Source organism: Mycolicibacterium chitae, assembly GCF_900637205.1.
Classification (GTDB): domain Bacteria; phylum Actinomycetota; class Actinomycetes; order Mycobacteriales; family Mycobacteriaceae; genus Mycobacterium; species Mycobacterium chitae.
In genome coordinates, this window is record NZ_LR134355.1 from 4,362,534 (window position 1) to 4,385,720 (window position 23,187).

Here is a 23,187-nt window from a genome sequence, read left to right on the forward strand (position 1 = left end):
GGGACCCGAAAGGTTAGGCCATCGAAGGATCTGGGTACGTTGAGCGCGTGATCTGGGACCGACTTGCTGCCGTCGTCACCGCGCCCCGCTCGTGGGTGCTCGCACTGCTGATCGCCGTGGCCTCCGGTTTGCTGCTGGGGTTGGCGGGCAGCAACGACGCCGCCTCGCAGTCCCCGATCGCGCTGCCGAGTTCGGCCGAGTCGGCGCGCGCCGCCGAGGCCGCCGGGGCGTTCCCGGGCGGCGATCAGGCCCCGGCCATCCTGGTGGTCACCCGCACCGACGACGCCCCGCTGAAGCCCGAGGACGTCGGGGCGGCCGAGGCGGCCCGGCAGCGCGTGCAGGAAAAACTCGGCGGTCCGGCCGGCGGGCCGCCGATGACGGTGTCCGAGGACGGCATCGCCGCCCTGGCCGCCGTCCCGATGGACGGCACGCTGTCGGGCTTCGAACTGCGCGACGCCGTGGATTCGGTGCGCGGGGCCGCCACCGCCGGGCTGCCGGAGACGCTGCGCGCGGAGGTCACCGGCGGGCCGGCCTTCGGCGCGGACATCGCCGGCGCCTTCTCCGGCGCGAACATCACGCTGTTGGCGGTGACCGCCGCGGTGGTGGCGCTGCTGCTGATCCTCACCTACCGCTCGCCGGTGCTGTTCCTGGTGCCGCTGGCCGTGATCGGCTTCGCCGACCGGGTCGGCGCCACCCTGGGCAGCACGGTCACCTCGCTGGCCGGGCTGACGCCGGACGGGTCCACCTCGGGCATCACCAGCGTGCTGGTGTTCGGCGCGGGCACCAACTACGCGCTGCTGCTGATCTCGCGCTACCGCGAGGAACTGCGGTCCAGCTCCGATCACCGCGAGGCGCTGCGCATCGCGGTGCGCAACGCCGGGCCGGCTGTCCTGGCCAGCAACGCCACCGTGGTGCTGGCGCTGCTGACGCTGCTGCTGGCCAGCGCGCCGAGCACCCGCAGCCTGGGTCTGCAGGCCGCCGCGGGTCTCGTTGTGGCCGCGGCCTTCTCGCTGCTGGTGCTGCCGCCGCTGCTGGCGCTGTTCGGGGTCCGGCTGTTCTGGCCGTTCATCCCGTCGCACGAGGATCGCGACCTGACGGATAGCGGTGTCTGGCACCGCATCGCCACCGCCGTGGCGCGCCGGCCGGTGGCGGTGCTGGTGGCCTCGATCGCCGGCCTGGCGGTGCTGACCTGCGGCCTGCTGGGCACCACGATCGGGCTGTCGCAGACCGAGCAGTTCCGGGTCAAGGCCGAATCGGTGACCGGCTACGAGCGGCTGGCCGAGCACTTCCCCAGCGGGCTGACCGACCCCACCCGGGTCATTGGGGCCACCGACCGCGGTCCGCAGATCCAGGCCGCCATCGAGGGCACCGCGGGCGTCATCTCGGCGGCCCCCGGCGGCGACGACGGTGCTGGCCGCTCGCAGTGGTCGGTGATCACCGACGCCGCCCCGGCCAGCGATGAGGCATTCGAAACGATTGCGGCGCTGCGCGATTCGGTGCAGTCCGTCGACCCCGGCGCGCTGGTCAGCGGCGCCGATGCCCAGGCGCTGGATTCCCGCGACGCCGCGGTGCACGACCGGCTGCTGATCATCCCGGCCATCCTGGTGGTGGTGCTGGCGGTCCTGCTGGTGTTGCTGCGCTCCGTCGTCGCCCCGCTGCTGCTGGTCGTGGTGACCGTGGCGTCCTCGATGGCCGCGCTGGGCCTGGGCGGCTGGGTGAGCATCCACGTGTTCGGCTTCCCGGCGCTGGACAACACCACCCCGCTGTTCGCGTTCCTGTTCCTGGTGGCCCTCGGCGTCGACTACACGATCTTCCTGGTGACCCGGGCCCGCGAGGAGACCGCCACGTTCGGCACCCGCACCGGCATCGTGCGGGCGGTCTCGGCCACCGGCGCGGTCATCACCAGCGCCGGCATCGTGCTGGCCGCGGTGTTCTGCGTGCTGGGCGTGCTGCCGCTGATCGTGCTGACGCAGCTGGGCATCATCGTGGGCCTGGGCATCCTGCTGGACACCTTCCTGGTCCGCACCGTGGTGATCCCGGCGCTGTTCACGCTGATCGGGCCGAAGGTGTGGTGGCCGGCGCGGCTGGACCCCGCCGACGGTCCCGAGGCTAAGCCTCGATCCGTGGACTGAAGTGGTTGATGTGTCTGTTGTGGCTGTTTTTCGGTCTGCAGGGGTGTGAGCACGAGGTAGTCGCTGGTCTGTCCAGCTTTTCCTGTGGTTTTCTGGTCGGGCCTCTCGGCGGTGGTCAGGCGGGGGTGGCTGCTGGTGGGCTGTAGCCGATGGTGTTGCGCCACAGTGCCAGCCACTGGTCTGTCCACGGCCAATGTGTTGGTAGGTGCAAGATCGGTCGGCGTTGGGGCCGGGCCAGCCGGGCCGCGACGTTGACGATTGTGCGGCGCAAGGTGGCCCCGCGGGCCACCGCGTGGGTTCCTCCGGCGAGTACGCCGGCGGCGCGCAGCAGGTTGTGGGCGATAGCCGCGCACAGGATCCATGCTGAGTTCGCGGCGAAGTGTCCTGAGGGCATGTGGGCCAGGGGTCCGTCGATCAGATCTGAGAACACGGTCTCGATGATCGCGTGGCGGCGGTGAGTGATATCAGCGGCATCGATGGGTTCGCCGGAGTCGGTGAAGAACGGGTGATACCGCCACACCGGGAACAACGCGTCGGGGTAGCGGGCGTCTTTGACGCGGCGCACGATCAGGCGGGCGGTGATCGGGGTTTCGGTGGAACTGAAGGCGGTGTAGCCGATTTCGGCGACTTCGGCATCGGAGATCCAGACACCGGTGTCGGGGTCGCGGACCGCACCCGGGTAGGACACGGGGGTCCAGGCGTTCTCGGGGATCGACTCGATCGCCGCAGCCACGGTTGTTGTTTTGTTCAGCACCAGCGAGAACCGGGCTCCGGCGCGGCGGGCGGCCGCGGCCACGGTGCTGGTGCCGTAGGCGGAGTCGCCGCGGACCAGGATCTGGCCACTGACTCCGGCCCCGCGGGCGGTCGCCACGGCCGCAGCGATCATGCTCGCTGCGCCCTTGCCAGAGTTGGTCTTTCCGGCCCGCAGTCGGGCTCCGGTGATCACCGGAGCGCCGTGGTCGGTGCTCAGGGTGGTCACCAACGGTGAGAGACCTTTGCGCAAGATCTGTTTCCCGGCGATCTTGGTGTGTCCGTAGGAAGCGCCCTGTTTGGCGTGACCATAGACCGGGCGCAGCAGCGAGTCGATGTCGATGTATGCCCGTTCGTGAGCACCGGGCAGCAGTGGCACTCGCTCGCAGAGTGCGCCCAGGTGTTCTCCCAGCACACCATCGAGTTGGCGAGCGTGACCGAAGGTGAACTCCCGCAGCAAAGTTCCGATCGTGGATGGCGCATACACACTGTCGAAGAGCGTTTTCATCCCGCCGCAGCGCACGATGTCGAGGTCATCGATGCTGTCTGCACCGGCGCACATCCCGGCGATCAGCGTGCTCAGCTTGGGTGACGGATTGGCCGCACCAGATTTGATCCGCTCGCAGGTGAACCGAACCTTGCGTTCCAGCAGCGCCGTCAGTCCGCACTGCTCCGCCAAGGTCATCACCGGCACAAGCCCAGCGCACGACACGAGATGGGCATCGTCGAACACTGCCGAGGACACGGCGAACCTATGGGACACTTGCACTGGAAGTGCCTTTCTGAACCGGTCTGATTGATGCCTAGAGAACACCAATCATCCCAGCTCAAGGGGCACTTTCCTCGTTCCGACACTCACTGACCAGCCAATTCATCAGTGGATCGAGGCTAAGCCTCGATCCGTGGACTGAAGTGGTTGATGTGTCTGTTGTGGCTGTTTTTCGGTCTGCAGGGGTGTGAGCACGAGGTAGTCGCTGGTCTGTCCAGCTTTTCCTGTGGTTTTCTGGTCGGGCCTCTCGGCGGTGGTCAGGCGGGGGTGGCTGCTGGTGGGCTGTAGCCGATGGTGTTGCGCCACAGTGCCAGCCACTGGTCTGTCCACGGCCAATGTGTTGGTAGGTGCAAGATCGGTCGGCGTTGGGGCCGGGCCAGCCGGGCCGCGACGTTGACGATTGTGCGGCGCAAGGTGGCCCCGCGGGCCACCGCGTGGGTTCCTCCGGCGAGTACGCCGGCGGCGCGCAGCAGGTTGTGGGCGATAGCCGCGCACAGGATCCATGCTGAGTTCGCGGCGAAGTGTCCTGAGGGCATGTGGGCCAGGGGTCCGTCGATCAGATCTGAGAACACGGTCTCGATGATCGCGTGGCGGCGGTGAGTGATATCAGCGGCATCGATGGGTTCGCCGGAGTCGGTGAAGAACGGGTGATACCGCCACACCGGGAACAACGCGTCGGGGTAGCGGGCGTCTTTGACGCGGCGCACGATCAGGCGGGCGGTGATCGGGGTTTCGGTGGAACTGAAGGCGGTGTAGCCGATTTCGGCGACTTCGGCATCGGAGATCCAGACACCGGTGTCGGGGTCGCGGACCGCACCCGGGTAGGACACGGGGGTCCAGGCGTTCTCGGGGATCGACTCGATCGCCGCAGCCACGGTTGTTGTTTTGTTCAGCACCAGCGAGAACCGGGCTCCGGCGCGGCGGGCGGCCGCGGCCACGGTGCTGGTGCCGTAGGCGGAGTCGCCGCGGACCAGGATCTGGCCACTGACTCCGGCCCCGCGGGCGGTCGCCACGGCCGCAGCGATCATGCTCGCTGCGCCCTTGCCAGAGTTGGTCTTTCCGGCCCGCAGTCGGGCTCCGGTGATCACCGGAGCGCCGTGGTCGGTGCTCAGGGTGGTCACCAACGGTGAGAGACCTTTGCGCAAGATCTGTTTCCCGGCGATCTTGGTGTGTCCGTAGGAAGCGCCCTGTTTGGCGTGACCATAGACCGGGCGCAGCAGCGAGTCGATGTCGATGTATGCCCGTTCGTGAGCACCGGGCAGCAGTGGCACTCGCTCGCAGAGTGCGCCCAGGTGTTCTCCCAGCACACCATCGAGTTGGCGAGCGTGACCGAAGGTGAACTCCCGCAGCAAAGTTCCGATCGTGGATGGCGCATACACACTGTCGAAGAGCGTTTTCATCCCGCCGCAGCGCACGATGTCGAGGTCATCGATGCTGTCTGCACCGGCGCACATCCCGGCGATCAGCGTGCTCAGCTTGGGTGACGGATTGGCCGCACCAGATTTGATCCGCTCGCAGGTGAACCGAACCTTGCGTTCCAGCAGCGCCGTCAGTCCGCACTGCTCCGCCAAGGTCATCACCGGCACAAGCCCAGCGCACGACACGAGATGGGCATCGTCGAACACTGCCGAGGACACGGCGAACCTATGGGACACTTGCACTGGAAGTGCCTTTCTGAACCGGTCTGATTGATGCCTAGAGAACACCAATCATCCCAGCTCAAGGGGCACTTTCCTCGTTCCGACACTCACTGACCAGCCAATTCATCAGTGGATCGAGGCTAAGGCTGGCCGGGCAGCAGCCGGATCATGAGCCCGTGCGACTCGGCCAGCAGATTGCCGTCGGCGTCGCGCAGCTCGGCGTTGACGAACGCCTTGCGCCCCTCGGCTTCCCGCAGCCAGCCGCGGACGTTGAGTTCGACGTCGACGGGCGTGACCTTGCGGTAGTCGACGTGCAGGAACGCGGTGCGGCTGATCGGGCGGCCGGTGGCGTGGATGACCATGCCGAACAGCGAGTCGAACAGCAGCGGCAGCACCCCGCCGTGCACGGCGTCGTTGCCGCCGACGTGATAGCGGCTGAACGTGACCCGCAGCAGCACCTCGTCGGGCTCGAACTTGTCGACGATCCACGGCGGCATCAGCAGGCTGCCCGCGCCGGGCAGATCCGGCACCCGGTTGGCCGGGCCCACACCCTCGCCGGACTGGAACGGATCCAGCTGCGCCACCAAGGCTTCCACTTGACCGGCGACGTCGGTCCAGGTGTCCGGGTCCGGGTTGGTGGAGACCGCCAGGTCCTGCAGGCGGCGCATGGCGGTCAGGAACCGGGCGAACCCGGGACCGGGGTCGGCGGGCTCGAACACCGGGAAACCGCCGTGCCGGTCGTAGTTCGGATCGACGCGCCGAGGGTCCAGGCCGTAGTCGGCGGACACTAGCGGCCCGCCAGGATGTCGCGCCGCACGATGGTCTGATCCCGACCCGGACCCACCCCGACGCACGAGATGTGCGCTCCGGCAAGCTCTTCGAGCCGCAGCACGTAGTCGCGCGCCTTGGCGGGCAGGTCGTCGAACTCCCGCGCCCCGGAGATGTCCTCCCACCAGCCGGGCAGCTCCTCGTAGATGGGCTCGGCGCGAACGATGTCGGCCTGCGTCATCGGCATCTCGTCGGTGCGCTTGCCGTCGACGGTGTAGCCCACGCAGATCGGCACGGTCTCGAGCGACGAGAGCACGTCGAGCTTGGTCAGGAAGTAGTCGGTGATGCCGTTGACCCGGGTCGCGTAGCGGGCGATCACGGCGTCGAACCAGCCGCAGCGCCGCGCCCGGCCCGTCGTCACGCCGACCTCGCCGCCGGTCTTGGCCAGGTACTCGCCGTGCTCGTCGAACAACTCGGTGGGGAACGGGCCGGATCCCACGCGGGTGGTGTAGGCCTTCAGGATGCCCAGCACCGTGGTGATCCGGGTGGGACCGATGCCGGAGCCCACCGCGGCGCCGCCGGCGGTCGGGTTCGACGACGTGACGTACGGGTAGGTGCCGTGGTCGACGTCGAGCAGCGTGCCCTGCGAGCCCTCCAGCAGCACCGTCTCGTCGTTCTCCAGGGCCTGGCCCAGCAGCAGGCGGGTGTCGGCAATGCGGTGCTTGAACCCCTCGGCCTGCTCCAGCAGGTTGGCCACCACCTCGTCGGCGTCCAGCGCCTTGCGGTTGTAGACCTTGACCAGGATCTGGTTCTTGAGCTCCAGGGCGGCCTCGATCTTCTCGGCCAGCAGCGTCTCGTCGAGGACGTCGGCGACCCGGATCCCGATCCGCGCGATCTTGTCCTGGTAGCAGGGCCCGATGCCGCGACCGGTGGTGCCGATCTTCTTGCTGCCCGCGTAGCGCTCCACGACCTTGTCGATGGCCACGTGGTACGGCATCAACAGGTGGGCGTCGGCCGAGATCAGCAGCCGCTCGGTGTCCACGCCGCGGGCGTCGAGGCCGCTGAGCTCGGTGAGCAGCACACCGGGGTCGACCACGACACCGTTGCCGATGACGTTGGTGACCCCCGGGGTCAGAATTCCCGAGGGGATGAGGTGCAGCGCGAAATTCTCGCCGCTGGGCAGGACAACGGTGTGCCCGGCGTTGTTGCCGCCCTGATAGCGCACAACCCACTGCACCCGCCCACCGAGAAGATCGGTGGCTTTACCCTTGCCCTCGTCGCCCCATTGGGCGCCGATGAGGACGATTGCCGGCATGGCATTTCTCCTGATTATTGTGTCCAGCCGGTGACCCACACTATCCGAGAGAGTGACCAGGAGCTGCGTTGACTAGTGCGTTGACCGCTGTGTTGCTGTTCGGGGGCCGCTCGGCGCCCCGCCCGCTGCGGGATTTGCCGACCGTGACCGTGGGCACCGATACCGGCGCGGCCGCGGACATCGACGCGGCCACGGAGTCGGCGCGACGGGTGATCGTCGTCGGCTCGCAGGCCGACCTGGCGGCCGTGTTGACCCGACTGCTCAAGACCGAGCGGCTCGATGTCGAGGTGGCCCACGTCCGCGGCCGCTTCGGCGCCGGGCGCGCGCGCCGCGGTGCGGCGCAACGCATTCCACTGATCCGCGACGAGACCGGAACGGTGCTGGTGGGTCAGGCCCGGTGGCTGCCCGCCGACGACGCCGAGGGCTTCGAGGGTGAGGGCATCGTCGACGACGGGGTGCTGTTCGACGGGACGGTGTGGGAAGTGCACATCGAGCCCATCGCGGCGGTGCCGGGGCTGCGCGCGCGGGTGGTCGCGCCGAAGGCCGAGCGCACCGGCTGGCTGGTGGGCCGCGCCGCGCAGCTCGGCACCACGGGCGCGTCGGTGGTGCGCGACGGCGTGCCGATGCCGCGGCCGGTGCGCCGCTCGACCTTCTACCGGCACACCCAGGGCTGGCTGCGGGTGCGCTGACGGGCGCCAGGAGGCCTGGCCGAAATTGCGCACCGGGTCGTGTTGGGCGGCGGCGGCACGACCCTGGCGGCAACTTCGGGCCATAGCTGCTGGCCCATGGCCGCTGGCCGGTAGCTTCGGGGCATGAACACGCGGCCCCTCCGGCCTCCGCGGCGGTCGGTGCGACCGAGCCCGATCTTCCTGGTCATCCTCGCGATCACCGGCCTCGGCGGCGCGCTGGCCTGGGCCTGCGGGGCGGCCCAAGCCACCAATCCCCCGCTGGCGCACGCAGCCGTGCTGATCTTCGTGTTCGCCGGCTGGGTGGTCTCGCTGTGCCTGCACGAGTTCGGCCACGCCTACACCGCGTGGCGGTTCGGCGACCACGAGGTGGCCGGCCGCGGCTACCTGACGCTGAACCCGCTGAAGTACTCCAACCCGATGCTGTCGCTGGGGCTGCCGCTGCTGTTCGTCGCGCTCGGCGGCATCGGCCTGCCCGGCGGCGCGGTGTGGCTGCGGACCGGGTCGATGACCAAGTGGCAGCGGACGGTGGTCAGCCTGGCCGGGCCGTTCGCCAACCTGGTGCTGGCGGTGCTGCTGCTGGGCGCCGGCGCGGTGCTGGCCACCCCCGAGCGGTCGGTGTTCTGGGGTGGCGTGGCGTTCCTGGGGCTGCTGCAGGTGATGGCCGTCGTGCTCAACGTGCTGCCGGTCCCGGGGTTGGACGGCTACGGCGCGTTGGAACCGCACCTGAGCCCGCAGACCCAGCGTGCGCTGAGCGGATTCAAGCAGTGGGGCGTGTTGCTGCTGGTGGTGGTCCTGCTGATGTCCCCGCTGAATCAGTGGTTCTTCGGGCTGGTGTACCGGATCTTCGCGCTGCTGGGCGGCAGCGGCGCCATGGCGGCGGTGGGCTTCGACCTGGCGCTGTTCTGGTCGCTGCGCTGAGGCGCGCGGCGAGGCCCCTTGAATACATGCGAAAGTACGCATACATTCGGGCCCATGGGTGCGGGACACGATCACAGTCATACCGATAGGCGGGTCAGCCGGCTGCTGATCGCCGCGGGCATTCTGGCCGTCTTCTTCGCCGTCGAGTTGACCACGGCCCTGCTGATCAACTCGATCGCCCTGCTGGCCGACGCCGGGCACATGCTCACCGACCTGGTCGCCATGTTCATGGGCCTGACGGCGGTGCTGCTGGCCAAGCACGGCCCGGTCTCGGCGGCACGCACCTACGGCTGGCACCGCGCCGAGGTGTTCACCGCCGTCGCCAACGCCGTGCTGCTGCTCGGCGTCGCGGGCTTCATCCTCTACGAGGCGATCGACCGGATCGGCGACGCGCCCGAGGTGCCCGGGATGCCGCTGATCGTGGTCGCCCTGGCGGGTTTGGCGGCCAACGCCGCGGTGGTCCTGCTGCTGCGCGGCGATGCCGAGAAGAGCCTGGCCGTCAAGGGCGCCTACATGGAGGTCATGGCCGACACCGTCGGCAGCATCGGCGTGCTGATCGCCGGCATCGTCACCGTCACCACCGGCTGGCCCTACGCCGACGTGGTGGTCGCCGTGCTGGTCGCGCTGTGGGTGCTGCCGCGAGCGATCTCGCTGGCCCGCACCGCCTTGCGGATCCTGTCGGAATCCTCACCGAGCCACATCGACGTCGACGAGTTGCGCACCGCGCTGCGGGCCGTGCCGGGCGTCACCGAGGTGCACGACCTGCACGTCTGGACCCTGGTGCCCGGCCGCGACATGGCGACCGCGCACCTGCGGAGCGCCGCGGACTCCACCCGGGTGCTCATCGACGCCCGGGCGGTGCTGGCCGCCCGCGGGCTCGAGCACGCGACCGTCCAGGTGGAACCGCCTGGCGGGGTCGCCGACTGCGCGGACTGTTAGCCCGCTGTTAGCCCAGGCCCAGTTCCTTGCGCGCCGCCGGATCGCAGTCGTCGAGCAGATCCAGGCAGCGGGCATTCTCGTCGGTCTCGCCGATCACGTCGGCCGCCCGCGCCAGCGCCGCCACGCAGCGCAGGAAACCCCGATTGGGCTCATGCGAGTACGGCACCGGCCCGAAGCCCTTCCAGCCGTTGCGGCGCAGCTGATCGAGCCCGCGGTGGTAGCCGGTGCGGGCATAGGCGTAGGCGGTGACCGCCTTGTCGTCGTCCAGCGCCTGCTCGGCCAGGCCGGCCCAGGCCACCGAGGCCGACGGATGCGCCGCCGCCACCACCGTCGGGCTGTCGCCGGCGGCCAGGGCGGCCTCGGCGTCGATGTCCGCCGGCAGGAACACCGGGTCTGGCCCTAGAAGATCACCCATCCGCGTCATGGCGCCCATTGTGCCGTGCCGCCTGGGCGGGAGCCCGACCCGGCCGCAGCGTTAGGCTGATGCCGATATTTGCCCCGCAGCGCCAGCCAGCTGAAGACCGTGGAGGACCGCAGCACCGATGTCGATTCCCCCAGGACCCGATCCGGACGACGAATCGAGCCAGCCGGAGCACCCCGAGGACCCCGACGCAGTCACCGAGGCCGTCCACCGCGGCGAGGACCCCGAGACCGAGATCTTCGAGGCGCAGGACGGCGGCGAGTCGGCGCTGCCCACCGTCGACCCCGGCGAACGCCGCTTCACCGCCCCGTCGGGCATGGACGACGGCTCGACCCAGATCATCGACCGCAACCCGGACCCGGAGACCGAGGTGTTCACCGCGGTCGGCGCCCCGGACTCGCCCGATGATTCCGGCAAGGTCGCCACCCCGCAGGCCATTCCGCCCCGCCCCGGCGGCCCGAAGCCGCCCCGGCAGCGCAGCTGGGGCTGGGTGATCGCCGTCGTGCTGGTGATCGCCGCGCTGGTGGCCATCGCCGTGCTAGCCACCGTGCTGCTGACCCGCGGCACCTCCATCGGGGTGTCCCAGGAGGACCGGGTCCGCGAGACCATCCAGAGTTATGACACCGCGATCGAGAAGGGTGATCTGGCCACGCTGCGCAGCATCACCTGCGGCCAGACCGCCGACGAATACAACAAGCTCGACGACCGCAAGTGGGCCGAGACCCATCAGCGCATCATCGACGCCGGCCAGAATCCGGTGATCGCCAGCATCGACCAGGTGATCATCAACGACGGTCACGCCGAGGCCAACGTCACGACGTTCGTGGAGTCCGATCCCAGCACCCGCTCGACGCGCAGCCTGGACCTGCAGTTCCGCGACGACCAGTGGAAGATCTGCCAGGACGCCGGCAACTAGGTTTCCTGACAACTAGGCGCGTTGGCGGGACGCCTCGTGCACCAGCAACGCGACGTGCAGCGAGGTCATCGACTCGCCGTCGTCGAGATCGACGCCGAGTAGCTCGCGGATCTCGGTCAGGCGCTTGTAGACGAAGGGCCGGCTGACGTGCAGCCGGTCGGCGACCGCGGCCTTGTTGCCCGCCAACCGCAGGTACTCGCGCAGGACGGTCAGGTGTGTCGGTTCTGATTGCGGTGTGTCGGTCAGCAAGGACCTGAGTTCGGTCTCGGCGAAGCGCTGCACCCGACGGTCGTCCCGCAGCAGGGAGATCAGACCGCGAAGCCGCACGTCCGAAGCGCGGTAGTACGGACGATCGTCCTCCATGGCCATCGCAACCTCGGCAATGTCGGTCGCCTCGGAGAGCCCCGCGATGGTGTCGGTCACCGACCTGGCCGCGGGCCCTAGCGCGAGGACCGTGCCCTCGGCCCCGTCGATCCGATGCACCTCCCGCCGGATCCGCTCGCCCAGGGCCGCGAGCGTCTTGTCGGCGGCGGGCGCGCGGTGCTCCCGCAGGGCCAGCACCGCCGCCACCTCGCCGTCCCCGCGGATGGAGAACAGCCCTGAGTGCCCGGCGGCGTTGACGGTGTGCGCGACCGCGTCCAGCAGCACGACGTTGCGGCGGTGCGCCGCCACGGGGTCGCCGAACGCGGTGGGTCCCGGCACTCGCACCACGGCGGGAAGATAGTGCGCGGAGTGGCGCAGCCCCAGTGCGTGCGCGCGGGCGGCGGCGTCCCGGTCGTCGGAGATCCGGCCACGCAGCACATCGTCGATGAGCCCGCCCTGGGCCTGTTGCTGCAAACCGGTCTTGTCCCGCTCCACCATGCGGCGCATGGCCAGGGCAGCGGCCGCCCGCTCGAGCACCATGGTGGCCCGGCCCGCATCGGCGGCCCGACGGGGAATCACCAGTCGGCCCCATTGCTGCGAACGCGGACCCACGCCCGTGGCCAACCACGGCTCGGAGTCGGATCGCTTACCCGGGCTACGCCGCGACCGCATCTCCCATTCGGCGAGCAGATCAGCCGGTGTACCGGTGGAGACAACCAGGGCCTTGTGCGACAGATCCTCCAAAACGACGGGCTCGTCGAGAATCTTGGCCGCGGCGTCGACGATGCCTGTCAGCGGGGCCCCCTTCATGCTCAACTCGGTGAAGGTCTCGTGGACGTGTCGGTCGAAGGCGACCTCCTCGTACTGGGCCGCCACGATTCGACGGTGAACGGCCTCGGTGACCTCGACGAAACGGGTCTTCCGGTGCAGCGCAACCAGTGCGATGTCCAGCTCATCGGCAATGCGTCCGGTGTTGTCGGGCAGCTCCGAGACCACCGTGCCCAGCTCGACGATCACGCCCACCGCGCCGGCTTTCGCCAGGCCGCTCAGATACTTTCGGGGTTTGCGGGCCAACGCCGTGCCGGTGGTCAATACCAGTTCCCCGCCCTGGAGCAACGACGACAGGTCCGCGAGATCGCTGCTGTGCGCCCAGCGGATCCGTTCGGTCAACCTGCGTCCGCTCAACACCTCGGGCTCACCGCTTCGGACCACCGGCAACTCAAGCACTTCGGCGACAGTCAACGTCATTTACATAGTGTATGCACGGTCCGTCAAATTGTGACATGGTGCGCGGCGCCACGATCGAGCGGTCGTCCGATAGTTGGTTGAGTCGAACTGCCCGACGATTGTTTGCACACAACGGAATTCACCGAAAGCCCGGTCCGCCCCGGCGTACGAGAAGAGATGCAACGATGCATACCGGCGAACGTCCCGTCCACTTCCTGCTGGCCACGGACCGCGACACCGCGACGTCCGGGTACGCCCGCATCATCATCGAGGCCCAGGAACCGGTGCCGTTGCGGCGGATCCTGCCGGTGCTGGAAAGCTTGGACATCGAGGCGCTCGAAGAACACGCGTCGGCCCCTACGCAGCGCGATGGAACTTCCTGGTACCGCTATGAATTCACTGTCGCCGCGGGACGATCGGCGCGCGAAGCACTCTTCAACCCCGACAACACCCCGGCGATCACCGACGCGTTCCATGCCATGTGGTCCGGGCTAGCCGAGGCCGACGATTTCAACTCGCTGATCCTTGCCGCCGGATTGTCGTGGCAGCAGGTCGCCATCCTGCGAGCACTCGGCCGGTACCTCGGCCAGACGCGATTGCCTTACGCGCAGAATCGGATCCAGCAGATTCTCCTGGCCCATCTGGATGCCACCCGGGCGTTGGTGGGGCTGTTCGAGGCACGCTTCGGCACGACCGGCGTCGCCCCCGACAACCCCGAGCGGCAGGCGCGGGTCCACGTCGCACAGGAGCAGGTGAGCCACGAGATCCACCAGGTCGTCAGCCTCGATGCCGACCGCATCCTGCGCGGCTACGCGTCAGTGGCGCGGGCCATGGTCCGGACCAATGCCTTCGCCAAGGACGTGCTGACCGAAGCGCGACCGTGGTTGGCCTTCAAAGTGTTACCCGGGGACATCGAGGAACTCCCGCATCCCCGTCCCAAGTTCGAGATCTTCGTGTACTCACCCACCATCGAGGGGGTGCATATGCGATTCGGCCGGGTCGCGCGCGGCGGCCTGCGCTGGTCGGACCGCCTCGACGACTACCGCACCGAGGTGCTCGGGCTGGCGAAGGCGCAGGCCGTGAAGAACGCCGTCATCGTCCCGGTGGGCGCCAAGGGCATCTTCGTCCTGAAACAGCCGCCGGTCGACCTGGAAGCGGGCCGGGCCGGTTACCGCCAGTTCATCAGCGGCCTGCTCGACGTCACCGATAACGTCACGGCCGACGGTGCGCCGGAGCAGCCCGACCATCTGGTCTGCTACGACGCCGCCGATCCCTATCTGGTCGTCGCGGCGGACAAGGGCACCGCCAAGTTCTCCGACATTGCCAATGAAATCGCGCAGGACCGTGGGTTCTGGCTCGGCGACGCCTTCGCGTCCGGAGGCTCCACCGGTTACGACCACAAGGCGCTCGGCATCACTGCACGCGGCGCCTGGATCAGCGCCACCGCGCATCTGCGCGAGCTCGGGATCGACGTCACCGCTGACGATTTCACCGCGGTCGGTATCGGCGACATGAGCGGTGACGTCTTCGGCAACGGCATGCTCCGCAGTCCCCGACTGGGCCTGGTGGCCGCGTTCGACCACCGCCACATCTTCTGCGATCCGACGCCGGACCGCGCGGCGGCCTTCGCCGAACGACAACGGCTCTACGGCCTGCCGTCCTCCTCCTGGGCGGACTACGACCGGACGCTGATCAGCCCCGGCGGCGGCGTCTGGTCGCGCGAGTGCAAGACAATCCCGGTGAACCCGCGACTGCGCGCGGCGCTGGGCATCGAGGACGCGGTGGATGCGTTGACCCCCGACGCCCTCATCCGCGCCATGCTGTGCGCGCCGGTCGACCTGCTGTTCAACGGCGGAGTCGGCACCTACGTCAAGGCCGCCGCCGAGCAGCACTCGGAGATCGACGACAAGGTCAACGACGCGGTGCGCGTCGACGGCGCCGCGGTGCGTGCCCGCTGCATCACCGAGGGCGGCAACCTCGGCGTATCCGCCCGGGGACGAATCGAATTCGCCCGCTCAGGCAGCCTGATCAACAGCGATGCCATCGACAACGCCGCCGGCGTCGACTGCTCAGATCACGAGGTCAACATCAAGGTCCTGCTGAACTCGCTGCCCGACGGGACGCTGACCGGCCCACAGCGGGCTCGCCTACTGGTCTCGATGACCGACGCGGTGGTGGCCCTGGTGCTCGACAACAACCTGGACCACAACGCCATCCTGGGGTGCGCGCGCCATGACGCCCACCGGCTGATCCGCGTGCACGCCGAGATGGTGAGCGACCTCGAGCATCGTCGTGGCCTGCGCCGGGACCTCGAAAACCTGCCCACTGCGGAGGAATTCGATGATCTCGAACGCCATGGCCTGGGACTGACCGCACCGCAGCTGGCCACGTTACTGGCGCACACCAAACTCGACCTGAAAGAAGACCTGCAGCACAGCACCTTGTTCGACGACGACTATTTCCTGCCGATGCTGCGGGAGTACTTTCCCACCCCGCTGCACCAGACCTACGGCGAGGAACTCCAACACCATCCGCTGCGGCGCGAGATCATCACCACCGTGGTGGTCAACCGCCTGGTCAGCGCGGGGGGCCTGACCTTCGCGCACCGGCTTGCCGACGATTCGGCGGCCACCGCCGAGGACGTCGTCCGGTCCTTCTGCATCGCCGCCGAGTTGTTCGACATCGCGCCGCTGCTCTCGGCCATCCGCGGCGCCGGCCTCCCGTCCGCGCTGACCCACGAACTGAGCAGCGAAGCCCGCCGGCTGCTCGACCGGGCCGCGCGGTGGCTGCTGAACCAACGCCGCCAACCACTCGACATCGTCGGTGAGATCAGCAGGCTGCAGCCGACCGTCGCCGCGCTGCGACCCCGCATCGGTGGACTCCTGCGGGGGCGAGAGGCCGACGCGGTGGCGGCCGCCGCGACCGCGTATCAACTCCGAGGCGTCCCCGCGGAGATCGCGCGCGCGCTCAGCGAGTCGCTGTACTGGTTCAGCGCCCTCGACATCGCCGACGCCGTGCAACGTCACCCCGGCCATGACCCGATCGACTTGGCGGACACCTACTTCGCGTTATCCGACCATCTGGGGATCGACCAGTTGCTGCATTCCATCTCGGCCCTGCCCCGTGGGGACCGCTGGCATGCCCAGGCCAGGCTGGCGCTGCGGGAGAACCTGTACGAGTCGCTGGAGGCCCTCGCGCTCGACGCCGCGCAATCCGACCCGGGCGATTCCGCGTCGGAGCGCATCCGCGCCTGGGAGGAGCGCAACCGTTCAAGCCTGGACCGTTCCCAGCGGGCCCTCGCCCGTCTGCACAACGCGGCCCCGTACGACCTTGCTGCACTTTCGGTTGCCGCCACACACATTCGACGGATGACCGTCGCCGCGGACGGATGGGGCCACCGCGCTTACACACTGTCTCTGCGATCCGGTCAAGTCCCGGGAAGTGGTGTAGTGCTGCGTGATCCGGTGGGTTAGGCGGTCAGTGCGGGCATGTCGTCGGCTCCTATTTCAGGGTTGTCGTTGGTGACGGTAGTCAGGCGGCATCGGGCGAGGACGTCGAGGCCGAGGTAGCGGCGGCCTTCGGCCCACTCGTCGTTCTGTTCGGCCAGCACGGCGCCGACGAGGCGGACGATGGCGTCGCGGTTGGGGAAGATCCCGACGGCGTCGGTCCGGCGGCGGATCTCTTTGTTGAGCCGTTCTGCGGGGTTGTTGGACCAGATCTGGGTCCAGACGTCCTTGGGAAATGCAGTGAAGGCCAGGATGTCTTCGCGTGCAGCACTGAGGTGGTCAGCCACCGCCGGCAGCTTGTCGGTGACATAGTCGATGAGCCGGTCGAACTGCGCGGCCACCGCGGGCGCGTCAGGTTGGTCATAAACGCTGTGCAGCATCGCTTTGACCGCCGGCCACATGCTCTTGGGGCAGATGCTCATCAGGTTGGCCGCGTAGTGGGTGCGACACCGTTGCCAGCTGGCTCCGGGCAGGTTGGCCGCGATCGCTTCGCGCAGGCCGGCATGGGCGTCGCTGGTGACCAGCCGCACCCCGGCCAGCCCACGGGCGACCAGGTCGGCGAAGAACTCGTTCCAGGCCGGGCCGGTCTCGCTGGTGACCACCCGCATGCCCAGGACTTCGCGGTGTCCGTCGCCATTGACGCCAGTGGCCAGCAGCACGACCCCGTTGACCACCCGCCCGCCTTCGCGCACCTTCATCGTCAACGCATCCGCGGCGACGAAGGTGAACGGACCAGCAGAATCGAGTGGGCGGTGGCGGAACTGCTCGACGTGCTCGTCGAGGTCGGTGGCCATACGGCTGACCTGCGACTTGCTCAGCGAGTCGATGCCCAGGGTCTTGACCAACTTGTCCATCCGCCGCGTGCTCACCCCGGCCAGGTAACAGTCGGCGACCACGGTGATCAACGCCGATTCGGCCCGCTTACGGCGTTCGAGCAGCCACTCGGGAAAGTAGGTTCCCTTGCGCAACTTCGGGACTGCAACATCGATGCTGCCCACCCGGGTATCGAGGCCGCGGTGGCGATACCCGTTGCGCTGGGCACGGCGCCCCGGTGTGGGCTGGCCCCATTCAGCGCCCACCACGGCATCAGCATCCGCCGACAGCAGGGCGTTGATGACCGTCTGCAGCAGCGAGCGCATCAGATCTGGGGATGCCTCGGACAGGGCCTCGCCAAGAAGGCCGGCAGGGTCGACAATGTGGGGTGCGGTCATCGTGGGACTCCTCGAGGATTCTGTGGAAGGTTGACTCGAAGGATCACGCGGTGGCCGCTTCACGTCCATCACCGACACGATGACGAACCCAGCAACCGCGCTACACCACTATGCGGGACTCAACTTGCGATCCGACGATTGATCACACTGTGTATCGGCGATGAGCCGCTCGGATGCCACATGATCAATTCTCAGGTTGTCCCCTCCACACTGAAAGAGCACCGGCTGAGGACCCTGTGAAAAAGCGCTCGGAATTCTGGACATGGCAGCACGACGCTGCATGCCTGGGCAACGATGGCACCTTGTTCTTCCACCCCGAGGGAGAACGCGGGCCCCGCCGGCGAGACCGGCAACTGAGGGCCAAGGCCGTGTGCGAGCAGTGCCCCGTGCAACCCCAATGCCGCGACCACGCGATGGCCTTCCCGGAGCATCACGGCACTTGGGGTGGTCTCACCGAGGAGGACCGGGATCGTCTTCGCGGTACCCGACCGCCGTTCGGCCGTCGGGTCAAGCCTGCCTGAGTGGGCTCAGCGCAGGCTCGGAACCTGTTCGGGTTCCGCAGATTTGATGGTCCCCATGGTGCTCGCAGCCCAGATGGCGATCCGGAACCGGACCCGGTCGTCCTCGTCCAACGGGTTGGCGCCGGTCAGATCGGCGACCTTCGCCAGGCGATTGCGCAGGGTGTTCACATGCACATAGAGCTTGGCGGCGGCGGTGCCGATGTCGTTGCCCGGTTGCAGGAACACCTGCAGCGAGGGCAGTAGCCCCGTCCCGGCTCTGGCGTCATGATCGACCAACGGGACGACCAGTCGGTGGATGAACGGCACCAGGCGGACCTTGGGCACGGCGGCCAGCAATCCTTCCAATGTCGACACGTCATCGATGCGCACCACGTGACGGCGCCGCACCGCCTCGCGCAGCGCCTCCAGGGCTTCCGGGATGGCGTGCGCCATGGCTTGCGCGTTCTGCGCTACCGAGATCCCGCAGATCAGGTGTGACTCGGCGAGTGCGGAGGCGAACGCCGCATCCCCGGCACACAACACCAGTAGCTGCTCTTCGAGAATCGCCACCGCACCGGGGTACTCGTCGACCAGGGGGTGTACCTCGTCGTGCAACTCGAGCGGGAAGGCGCAAACCATCACCGGGAAACCTGCCAGACCGTAACCGGCGAGCGCATTCTCCAGCGGGCCCACGCCCAGCGTGCCCGCCACGAACCAGCGCAGCAGCGCGCCGAGATCCCGCTCGCGCGCATCGACGGTGCGCTCGGCGATACGCCGCTCGTCGATCCAGTCGACTATGCGGCGAAAGGGGACGCCGGGGGCCAGGGTCAGCAGGGCCAGGCCGTGGGCACGGCAGGCCTCCACCAGCTCCGTCGGGAGTTCGGCGAACAGATCCCCCAAGCCGATGAGCAGGGCCGTGACGCCGTGTTCCACCAGGTCGGCAACGTAGCGCCGGATGTCCGCGACCGGCTTGTCGTGGACGGGCACCCCGACGCTGACGACGAGTTCCTCGCCACGCAGATAGTTCGAGGGGTCGACGAGTTCCGTCGGGTAGACGTACCGGATCACTTTTGCCGAGTCGGCGGGAGTGGTCACCGCCTGGACGGACAGCTCCGGTTCAGCCAGCAGATCGGAGAGCGTGACCGAGCCGTCATGCGCGCCAGCGCCGGAAGAGCCCCGGTTTCTGGACATTACGGCTCACAGCGCCGACGCGGCCGGGCCATCCTAGAGGTCCAATCTCAACTTGGCCCCGGCCCTTGCCCGCGATACGCAGATCATCATGGTGTGGTTCATAGCGCGTTCGGCGTCGGTCAGCAACTCATCGCGATGGTCGACCTCGCCCTCGAGCACCTTGGTTTCGCAGGTGCCGCAGAAACCGCTCGTACACGAGAACGGCGTGTCCGGCGCAACCTCCAGCACTGCGTCGAGCACTGATTTGTTCGCCTCGACACTGACGGTGATACCCGTACGCACCAGTTCCACCTCGAAATCACCGGCCTCTCCCGGTGGTGGCGAAGGTGGTTGCCCGGCGCCGGTGAAGCGTTCGATGCGGACCGTGAGATCGGGATGTAGCTGCTCCAGTTCGGTCACCGCCGCGAGCATGGCCGGCGGACCGCAGCAGTACATCTGAGTCCCCGCCGGACTGGCCGCCATCGCGGCTGCGAAATCCGGCAGGCCGTCGATGTCCTGGGCGATCAGCTGCAGGTCGATGTCGTGCAGACGTCGTAACCGTTGGACGAATGCCATGGCAGAGTTCGACCGGGCCCCATACAGCACACGCACCGACGCAGGCGCGGGCAGCCGCACCGCCAGGTCCTCGAGCATCGCCAGGATCGGGGTGATGCCGATCCCGCCCGCGACGAACAGATAGTGCTCGGCGGGGACGAGTTCGAACTCGTTGCGCGGTGCGCCCACCTCGACGAAGTCGCCCAGGCGCAACCGGTCGTGGATCTCTCGCGAACCGCCGCGGCCGCCGTCGACCCGCAGGACGGCCACGGTGTAGGTGTGGCGGTCGTCCCGCGGGCCGCACAGCGAATACTGGCGAATCAGACCGGACGGCAATGTCACCGGGACGTGGGCGCCAGCCGACCATGGCGGGAGCTCGGCTCCGCTGGGATCACGCAGCACCAGCGACATGATGTTGTCGGCTTCGAGCGTGAGTTGGATGACTTGTAGCTTCATCGATTCCTGGTTGCTCCACGGTTCGGTAACGGGGCCCCCTCGGACACTATGCCCGGCCGTTCACCGCCGCGGGTAACAGCCCTCGCGCCGACAGGATGGTCTCCACCGCATGCCGGGTCGCCCGACGATAGTTCAGGGCGTAGACGTCGGCCGGCGCGGACACTTCCATGGCCTGCCCCGCCAGCGGCACCTCCTTCGGATCGAGCCCCTCGAGGATCGGGGTGTCCTCGTCGAACACCGTGGTCTCGATGGCCAGGATCTCGTCAACGCTGCCGCCCTTGAAGTTCCGGTCGGTGGCCACCGCCCAGAAGATCGTGCACTTGTCGTAGCTGACCGGCGACGGGAAGTCCACCAGGTAGCGCTTACCGATCTCGGGTCCGAAGTCGTAGAGGATGGTCGCCATCCCCGGCGCGTACGAGTGGTAGTGCATCCACGCGTCTCCGACGTCGGAGAACTCCGAACCGGGAATGCTCTCGTAGAAGAACGAGGCCGTGACCTCCCTACCTTCGCGCTGCACGTTGAGGTCCGGGATCACCGCGGGCACCTCGCCCATCGACCGGTCGTGGACGAACGGAAAGTGCGCCATGTCCCTGAAGTTCTCGGTCGCGGCCATGAAGCCGCACTCGGCGTGGATGGGTTCCGCCGCCCGCCACTCGAGATCCAGGTCCTCGATCTCGGGCGGGTTCGGCAGATCGAACACGGGATCCCCCAGGCACGTCCACACGAATTCGAAACGTTCGATCACGGGGTAGGCCTTGACGGCCGCCTTGGGCGGGATGCGCCCGCCCTCGGCCAGCGACGGGATTCGGTTGCAGACGCCACTGACTCCGTCGAATTGCCAGCCGTGGTAGGGACATTGGATGCTGTCACCAACCACCCGACCGTCGGCGAGGTTGCCGCCGCGGTGGATACAACGCCGATCGGTGACCCGGGCTGCGCCGGACGAGTCCCGGAAGACCACGAGTTTCTGATCGAGCAGTTGGGTGGAGTAGGGGCCGTCGTTGATGTCCTGCGAGCGGGCCACCACGAACCAGACATGCTGGTAGGCCTCGCGAAGTTTCTCGGGGCTGAGAATGTCGGTCATGATTCGTTCTCCTTACCTTCGACCGGGCTGAAGACGGGACGGGTCAACGTGCGCGGGCGCAGCTGCTGGCGTCGGACGTGAGCTGCGATGTCCGCCATGCTGGCGACCCACACATCGTCCATGGCGCACACCTCGGCAATGAAATCGCGCAGGGCGAAGGCCCGCCCCGGGCGCCCGCTCAGGAAGGGATGGTTGGTCAGGATCCAGGCGCCGCCGATGGTACGCATGGCGTTCAGTTCGGCTCGCCAGAGCTCGATGGTCTTGGCGGGGGTCTCGATGAGCCCCACACCGGAGAAGTCCGGGACAAAGCAGTACTGCTGCCAGTCATCGAGGGCCCAGCTCACCGGAAGCTCGACCAACGAGTCCGTCTCCCCCACCGCCAGCTCATAGGGATGGTCCGAATCCATCAGGGTCGAGTCGTACTCGAAACCGAACTCGGCCAGCAGCTTCGGGGAATGCCAGTTCATCTCCCACATGGGGGCGCGGTATCCGCGGGGCCGCACGCCGGCGATATTGGCCAGCGCCTCCAGGCCCCGGGTCAGGATGCGCCGTTCGGTGTCCTCATCGACCCCGACCAGCGATTCGTGCAGGTAGCCGTGGTGGGCGATCTCGTGGCCCGCCTCCGCGATCGAGCGGATGGGCGTCGGGTGTCGCTCCGCGGTGTAGCCCGGGACGAAGAAGGTGGCGTCGACGTCGAGTTCGCCGAGGATGTCGAGCAGCCTGGGCACACCGACCAGCGGCCCGTACGCCTGGTGCGACATCACGCCCATCCGGTCGGCGAATGCGGGATCCGTTGTGAGCAAGGGCGACTCCGCGTCCACGTCGAAGGTGAACGCCACGGCGCAGGACTTTCCGTCCGGCCAGGTGATGGGCTGCGCTGCGGTCAGTTCTGTCATCGTTGCGCCTTTCTCGCGAATACGGATAGGAATTCCCAGGTGACGTTGGCCGCTGCGACGGCGGTGATTTCGGCGTGATCGTAGGCCGGGGACACCTCGACCACGTCGGCGCCGACGAGATTCACGTCCACCAGACCACGGATCACCTCGAGCAGTTCCCGGCTCGACATGCCGCCGGCCTCCGGCGTCCCGGTCCCCGGAGCGTGCGCGGGGTCCAGCACATCGATGTCGACAGACACGTACACCGGTGAATCGCCGACGCGTTCGCGGATGCGACCAATGATGCCCTGCGCGCCAAGGGCGTCGATGTCAGGGCAGGTGATGCAGGAGAAGCCGAAGTTGGCATCCTCGACGAGATCGTTCTTGTCGTAGATGGAGCCGCGGACACCGACGTGCACATTCTGGTCGAGCAGCAGTCCTTCCTCATAGGCACGCCGGAACGGCGAACCGTGGGTGATGTCTGCCCCGTAGTAGCCGTCCCAGGTGTCCAGGTGGGCGTCGAAGTGCACCAACGCCATCGGACCGTGCACCGATGCGGCGGCCCGCAGGGACGGCAACGCCACGGAGTGATCGCCACCCAGGATCACCGCCTTGGTGCCCTCGGCCAACAGCGCGGCCAGTTCGCCGGCGACCTGATCGACGGCGGCGGCGATGTCGAACGGGTTGCAGGCGATGTCTCCGGCGTCGGCGAACTGACACACCTCGAACGGCTTGACATCCAAAGCCGGGTTGTACCCGCGGGTCAGCCGGGACCCCTGCCGAATGGCGTTGGGGCCGAACCGCGCACCGGGACGGTAAGTCACCGCGCTGTCGAAGGGCACACCTACCACCACGACGTCGGCGTGTTCGACGTCTTCCAACCGCGGCAGTCGGGCAAAGGTGGTCCAACCCGCATAGCGCGGCTGCACCTGCGGGTCGACGGCCCCCACGATGGAGGTTGCTGACTTGTCTTCGTTCATCGA

Annotated in this window: 19 protein-coding genes; 7 read left to right on the top strand and 12 right to left on the bottom strand. The window is 68.1% G+C overall.

What is annotated here, in order from left to right; translation table 11 throughout:
* Positions 1-47: 47 nt before the first annotated feature.
* A complete protein-coding gene (locus EL338_RS20990) occupies positions 48-2,132 on the top strand; it encodes an MMPL family transporter (protein WP_235666236.1) in 2,085 nt (694 codons plus the stop codon).
* 115 nt (positions 2,133-2,247) lie between these two features.
* Here EL338_RS20990 and EL338_RS20995 read toward each other — a convergent pair whose 3' ends face one another.
* From EL338_RS20995 to EL338_RS21010, 4 genes are all read right to left on the bottom strand, one after another.
* Entirely contained in the window at positions 2,248-3,651 is a 1,404-nt protein-coding gene (locus EL338_RS20995; RefSeq protein WP_126333800.1) for an IS1380 family transposase, read from the bottom strand.
* Between the two features lie 257 nt (positions 3,652-3,908).
* A complete protein-coding gene (locus EL338_RS21000) occupies positions 3,909-5,312 on the bottom strand; it encodes an IS1380 family transposase (RefSeq protein WP_126333800.1) in 1,404 nt (467 codons plus the stop codon).
* Positions 5,313-5,431: 119 nt separating this feature from the next.
* Complete coding sequence (locus tag EL338_RS21005; protein WP_126335509.1) at positions 5,432-6,079, bottom strand: PaaI family thioesterase; 648 nt, start codon at positions 6,077-6,079, stop codon at positions 5,432-5,434.
* The gene (locus EL338_RS21010; protein WP_126335510.1) at positions 6,079-7,374 is read right to left on the bottom strand and encodes an adenylosuccinate synthase; all 1,296 of its coding nucleotides are present in this window, start codon (positions 7,372-7,374) and stop codon (positions 6,079-6,081) included. Before EL338_RS21010 ends, EL338_RS21005 begins: the two co-directional genes overlap by 1 nt.
* Before the next feature lie 80 nt (positions 7,375-7,454).
* Here EL338_RS21010 and EL338_RS21015 point away from each other — a divergent pair, with 80 nt between their 5' ends.
* The 3 genes from EL338_RS21015 (at position 7,455) to EL338_RS21025 (ending at position 9,920) form a co-directional block, all read left to right on the top strand.
* Entirely contained in the window at positions 7,455-8,063 is a 609-nt protein-coding gene (locus EL338_RS21015; protein WP_179967115.1) for a peptidase M50, read from the top strand.
* Between the two features lie 123 nt (positions 8,064-8,186).
* On the top strand, positions 8,187-8,981 hold the full coding sequence (locus EL338_RS21020; RefSeq protein WP_126335512.1) for a site-2 protease family protein: 795 nt from the start codon (positions 8,187-8,189) through the stop codon (positions 8,979-8,981).
* A 54-nt stretch (positions 8,982-9,035) separates the two neighbouring features.
* The gene (locus tag EL338_RS21025) at positions 9,036-9,920 is read left to right on the top strand and encodes a cation diffusion facilitator family transporter (RefSeq protein ID WP_126335513.1); all 885 of its coding nucleotides are present in this window, start codon (positions 9,036-9,038) and stop codon (positions 9,918-9,920) included.
* A gap of 7 nt (positions 9,921-9,927) precedes the next feature.
* On the opposite strand, the gene EL338_RS21030 is transcribed toward EL338_RS21025, so the two are convergent.
* A complete protein-coding gene (locus tag EL338_RS21030; protein ID WP_163791870.1) occupies positions 9,928-10,344 on the bottom strand; it encodes a DUF3151 domain-containing protein in 417 nt (138 codons plus the stop codon).
* A 118-nt stretch (positions 10,345-10,462) separates the two neighbouring features.
* Between EL338_RS21030 and EL338_RS21035 the strand changes: the two genes are divergently transcribed.
* Positions 10,463-11,257, top strand: coding sequence for an Rv0361 family membrane protein (locus EL338_RS21035; protein ID WP_126335514.1), 795 nt, complete (start codon positions 10,463-10,465; stop codon positions 11,255-11,257).
* Between the two features lie 12 nt (positions 11,258-11,269).
* Here EL338_RS21035 and EL338_RS21040 read toward each other — a convergent pair whose 3' ends face one another.
* Positions 11,270-12,868, bottom strand: a complete 1,599-nt coding sequence (locus EL338_RS21040) for a PucR family transcriptional regulator (protein ID WP_126335515.1) — start codon at positions 12,866-12,868, stop codon at positions 11,270-11,272.
* A gap of 164 nt (positions 12,869-13,032) precedes the next feature.
* On the opposite strand from EL338_RS21040, the gene EL338_RS21045 reads away from it, so the two are divergent.
* A complete protein-coding gene (locus EL338_RS21045; protein WP_163791872.1) occupies positions 13,033-16,320 on the top strand; it encodes an NAD-glutamate dehydrogenase domain-containing protein in 3,288 nt (1,095 codons plus the stop codon).
* Here EL338_RS21045 and EL338_RS21050 read toward each other — a convergent pair.
* Complete coding sequence (locus EL338_RS21050) at positions 16,317-17,564, bottom strand: IS256 family transposase (RefSeq protein ID WP_126331946.1); 1,248 nt, start codon at positions 17,562-17,564, stop codon at positions 16,317-16,319. The two genes, EL338_RS21045 and EL338_RS21050, sit on opposite strands and share 4 nt — an antisense overlap.
* A gap of 236 nt (positions 17,565-17,800) precedes the next feature.
* Between EL338_RS21050 and EL338_RS21055 the strand changes: the two genes are divergently transcribed.
* A complete protein-coding gene (locus EL338_RS21055) occupies positions 17,801-18,085 on the top strand; it encodes a WhiB family transcriptional regulator (RefSeq protein ID WP_372940786.1) in 285 nt (94 codons plus the stop codon).
* A 6-nt stretch (positions 18,086-18,091) separates the two neighbouring features.
* Here the strand turns inward: EL338_RS21055 and EL338_RS21060 are convergent, their stop codons facing one another.
* From EL338_RS21060 to speB, 5 genes are all read right to left on the bottom strand, one after another.
* Positions 18,092-19,159, bottom strand: a complete 1,068-nt coding sequence (locus EL338_RS21060; RefSeq protein WP_235666237.1) for a PucR family transcriptional regulator — start codon at positions 19,157-19,159, stop codon at positions 18,092-18,094.
* A gap of 129 nt (positions 19,160-19,288) precedes the next feature.
* Positions 19,289-20,245, bottom strand: a complete 957-nt coding sequence (locus EL338_RS21065; protein ID WP_126335519.1) for a PDR/VanB family oxidoreductase — start codon at positions 20,243-20,245, stop codon at positions 19,289-19,291.
* Positions 20,246-20,291: 46 nt separating this feature from the next.
* Entirely contained in the window at positions 20,292-21,329 is a 1,038-nt protein-coding gene (locus EL338_RS21070; protein ID WP_235666238.1) for a Rieske 2Fe-2S domain-containing protein, read from the bottom strand.
* Positions 21,326-22,225 (bottom strand): polysaccharide deacetylase family protein, encoded by a 900-nt coding sequence (locus EL338_RS21075; protein ID WP_126335521.1) that lies wholly within the window; start codon positions 22,223-22,225, stop codon positions 21,326-21,328. Before EL338_RS21075 ends, EL338_RS21070 begins: the two co-directional genes overlap by 4 nt.
* Positions 22,222-23,184 carry an agmatinase gene (gene speB, locus EL338_RS21080; RefSeq protein WP_126335522.1) on the bottom strand — a complete coding sequence of 321 codons (963 nt, stop codon included), beginning with the start codon at positions 23,182-23,184 and terminating at the stop codon, positions 22,222-22,224. Before speB ends, EL338_RS21075 begins: the two co-directional genes overlap by 4 nt.
* Positions 23,185-23,187: the final 3 nt, after the last annotated feature.

Coding starts and splice junctions, on each gene's coding strand:
- EL338_RS21010 (WP_126335510.1), bottom strand. CDS start 7,374: ATGCCGGCAATCGTCCTCATCGGCGCCCAATGGGGCGACGAGGGCAAG.
- EL338_RS21020 (WP_126335512.1), top strand. CDS start 8,187: ATGAACACGCGGCCCCTCCGGCCTCCGCGGCGGTCGGTGCGACCGAGC.
- EL338_RS21025 (WP_126335513.1), top strand. CDS start 9,036: ATGGGTGCGGGACACGATCACAGTCATACCGATAGGCGGGTCAGCCGG.
- EL338_RS21030 (WP_163791870.1), bottom strand. CDS start 10,344: ATGACGCGGATGGGTGATCTTCTAGGGCCAGACCCGGTGTTCCTGCCG.
- EL338_RS21035 (WP_126335514.1), top strand. CDS start 10,463: ATGTCGATTCCCCCAGGACCCGATCCGGACGACGAATCGAGCCAGCCG.
- EL338_RS21040 (WP_126335515.1), bottom strand. CDS start 12,868: ATGACGTTGACTGTCGCCGAAGTGCTTGAGTTGCCGGTGGTCCGAAGC.
- EL338_RS21045 (WP_163791872.1), top strand. CDS start 13,033: ATGCATACCGGCGAACGTCCCGTCCACTTCCTGCTGGCCACGGACCGC.
- EL338_RS21050 (WP_126331946.1), bottom strand. CDS start 17,564: ATGACCGCACCCCACATTGTCGACCCTGCCGGCCTTCTTGGCGAGGCC.
- EL338_RS21065 (WP_126335519.1), bottom strand. CDS start 20,245: ATGAAGCTACAAGTCATCCAACTCACGCTCGAAGCCGACAACATCATG.
- EL338_RS21070 (WP_235666238.1), bottom strand. CDS start 21,329: ATGACCGACATTCTCAGCCCCGAGAAACTTCGCGAGGCCTACCAGCAT.
- EL338_RS21075 (WP_126335521.1), bottom strand. CDS start 22,225: ATGACAGAACTGACCGCAGCGCAGCCCATCACCTGGCCGGACGGAAAG.
- speB (WP_126335522.1), bottom strand. CDS start 23,184: ATGAACGAAGACAAGTCAGCAACCTCCATCGTGGGGGCCGTCGACCCG.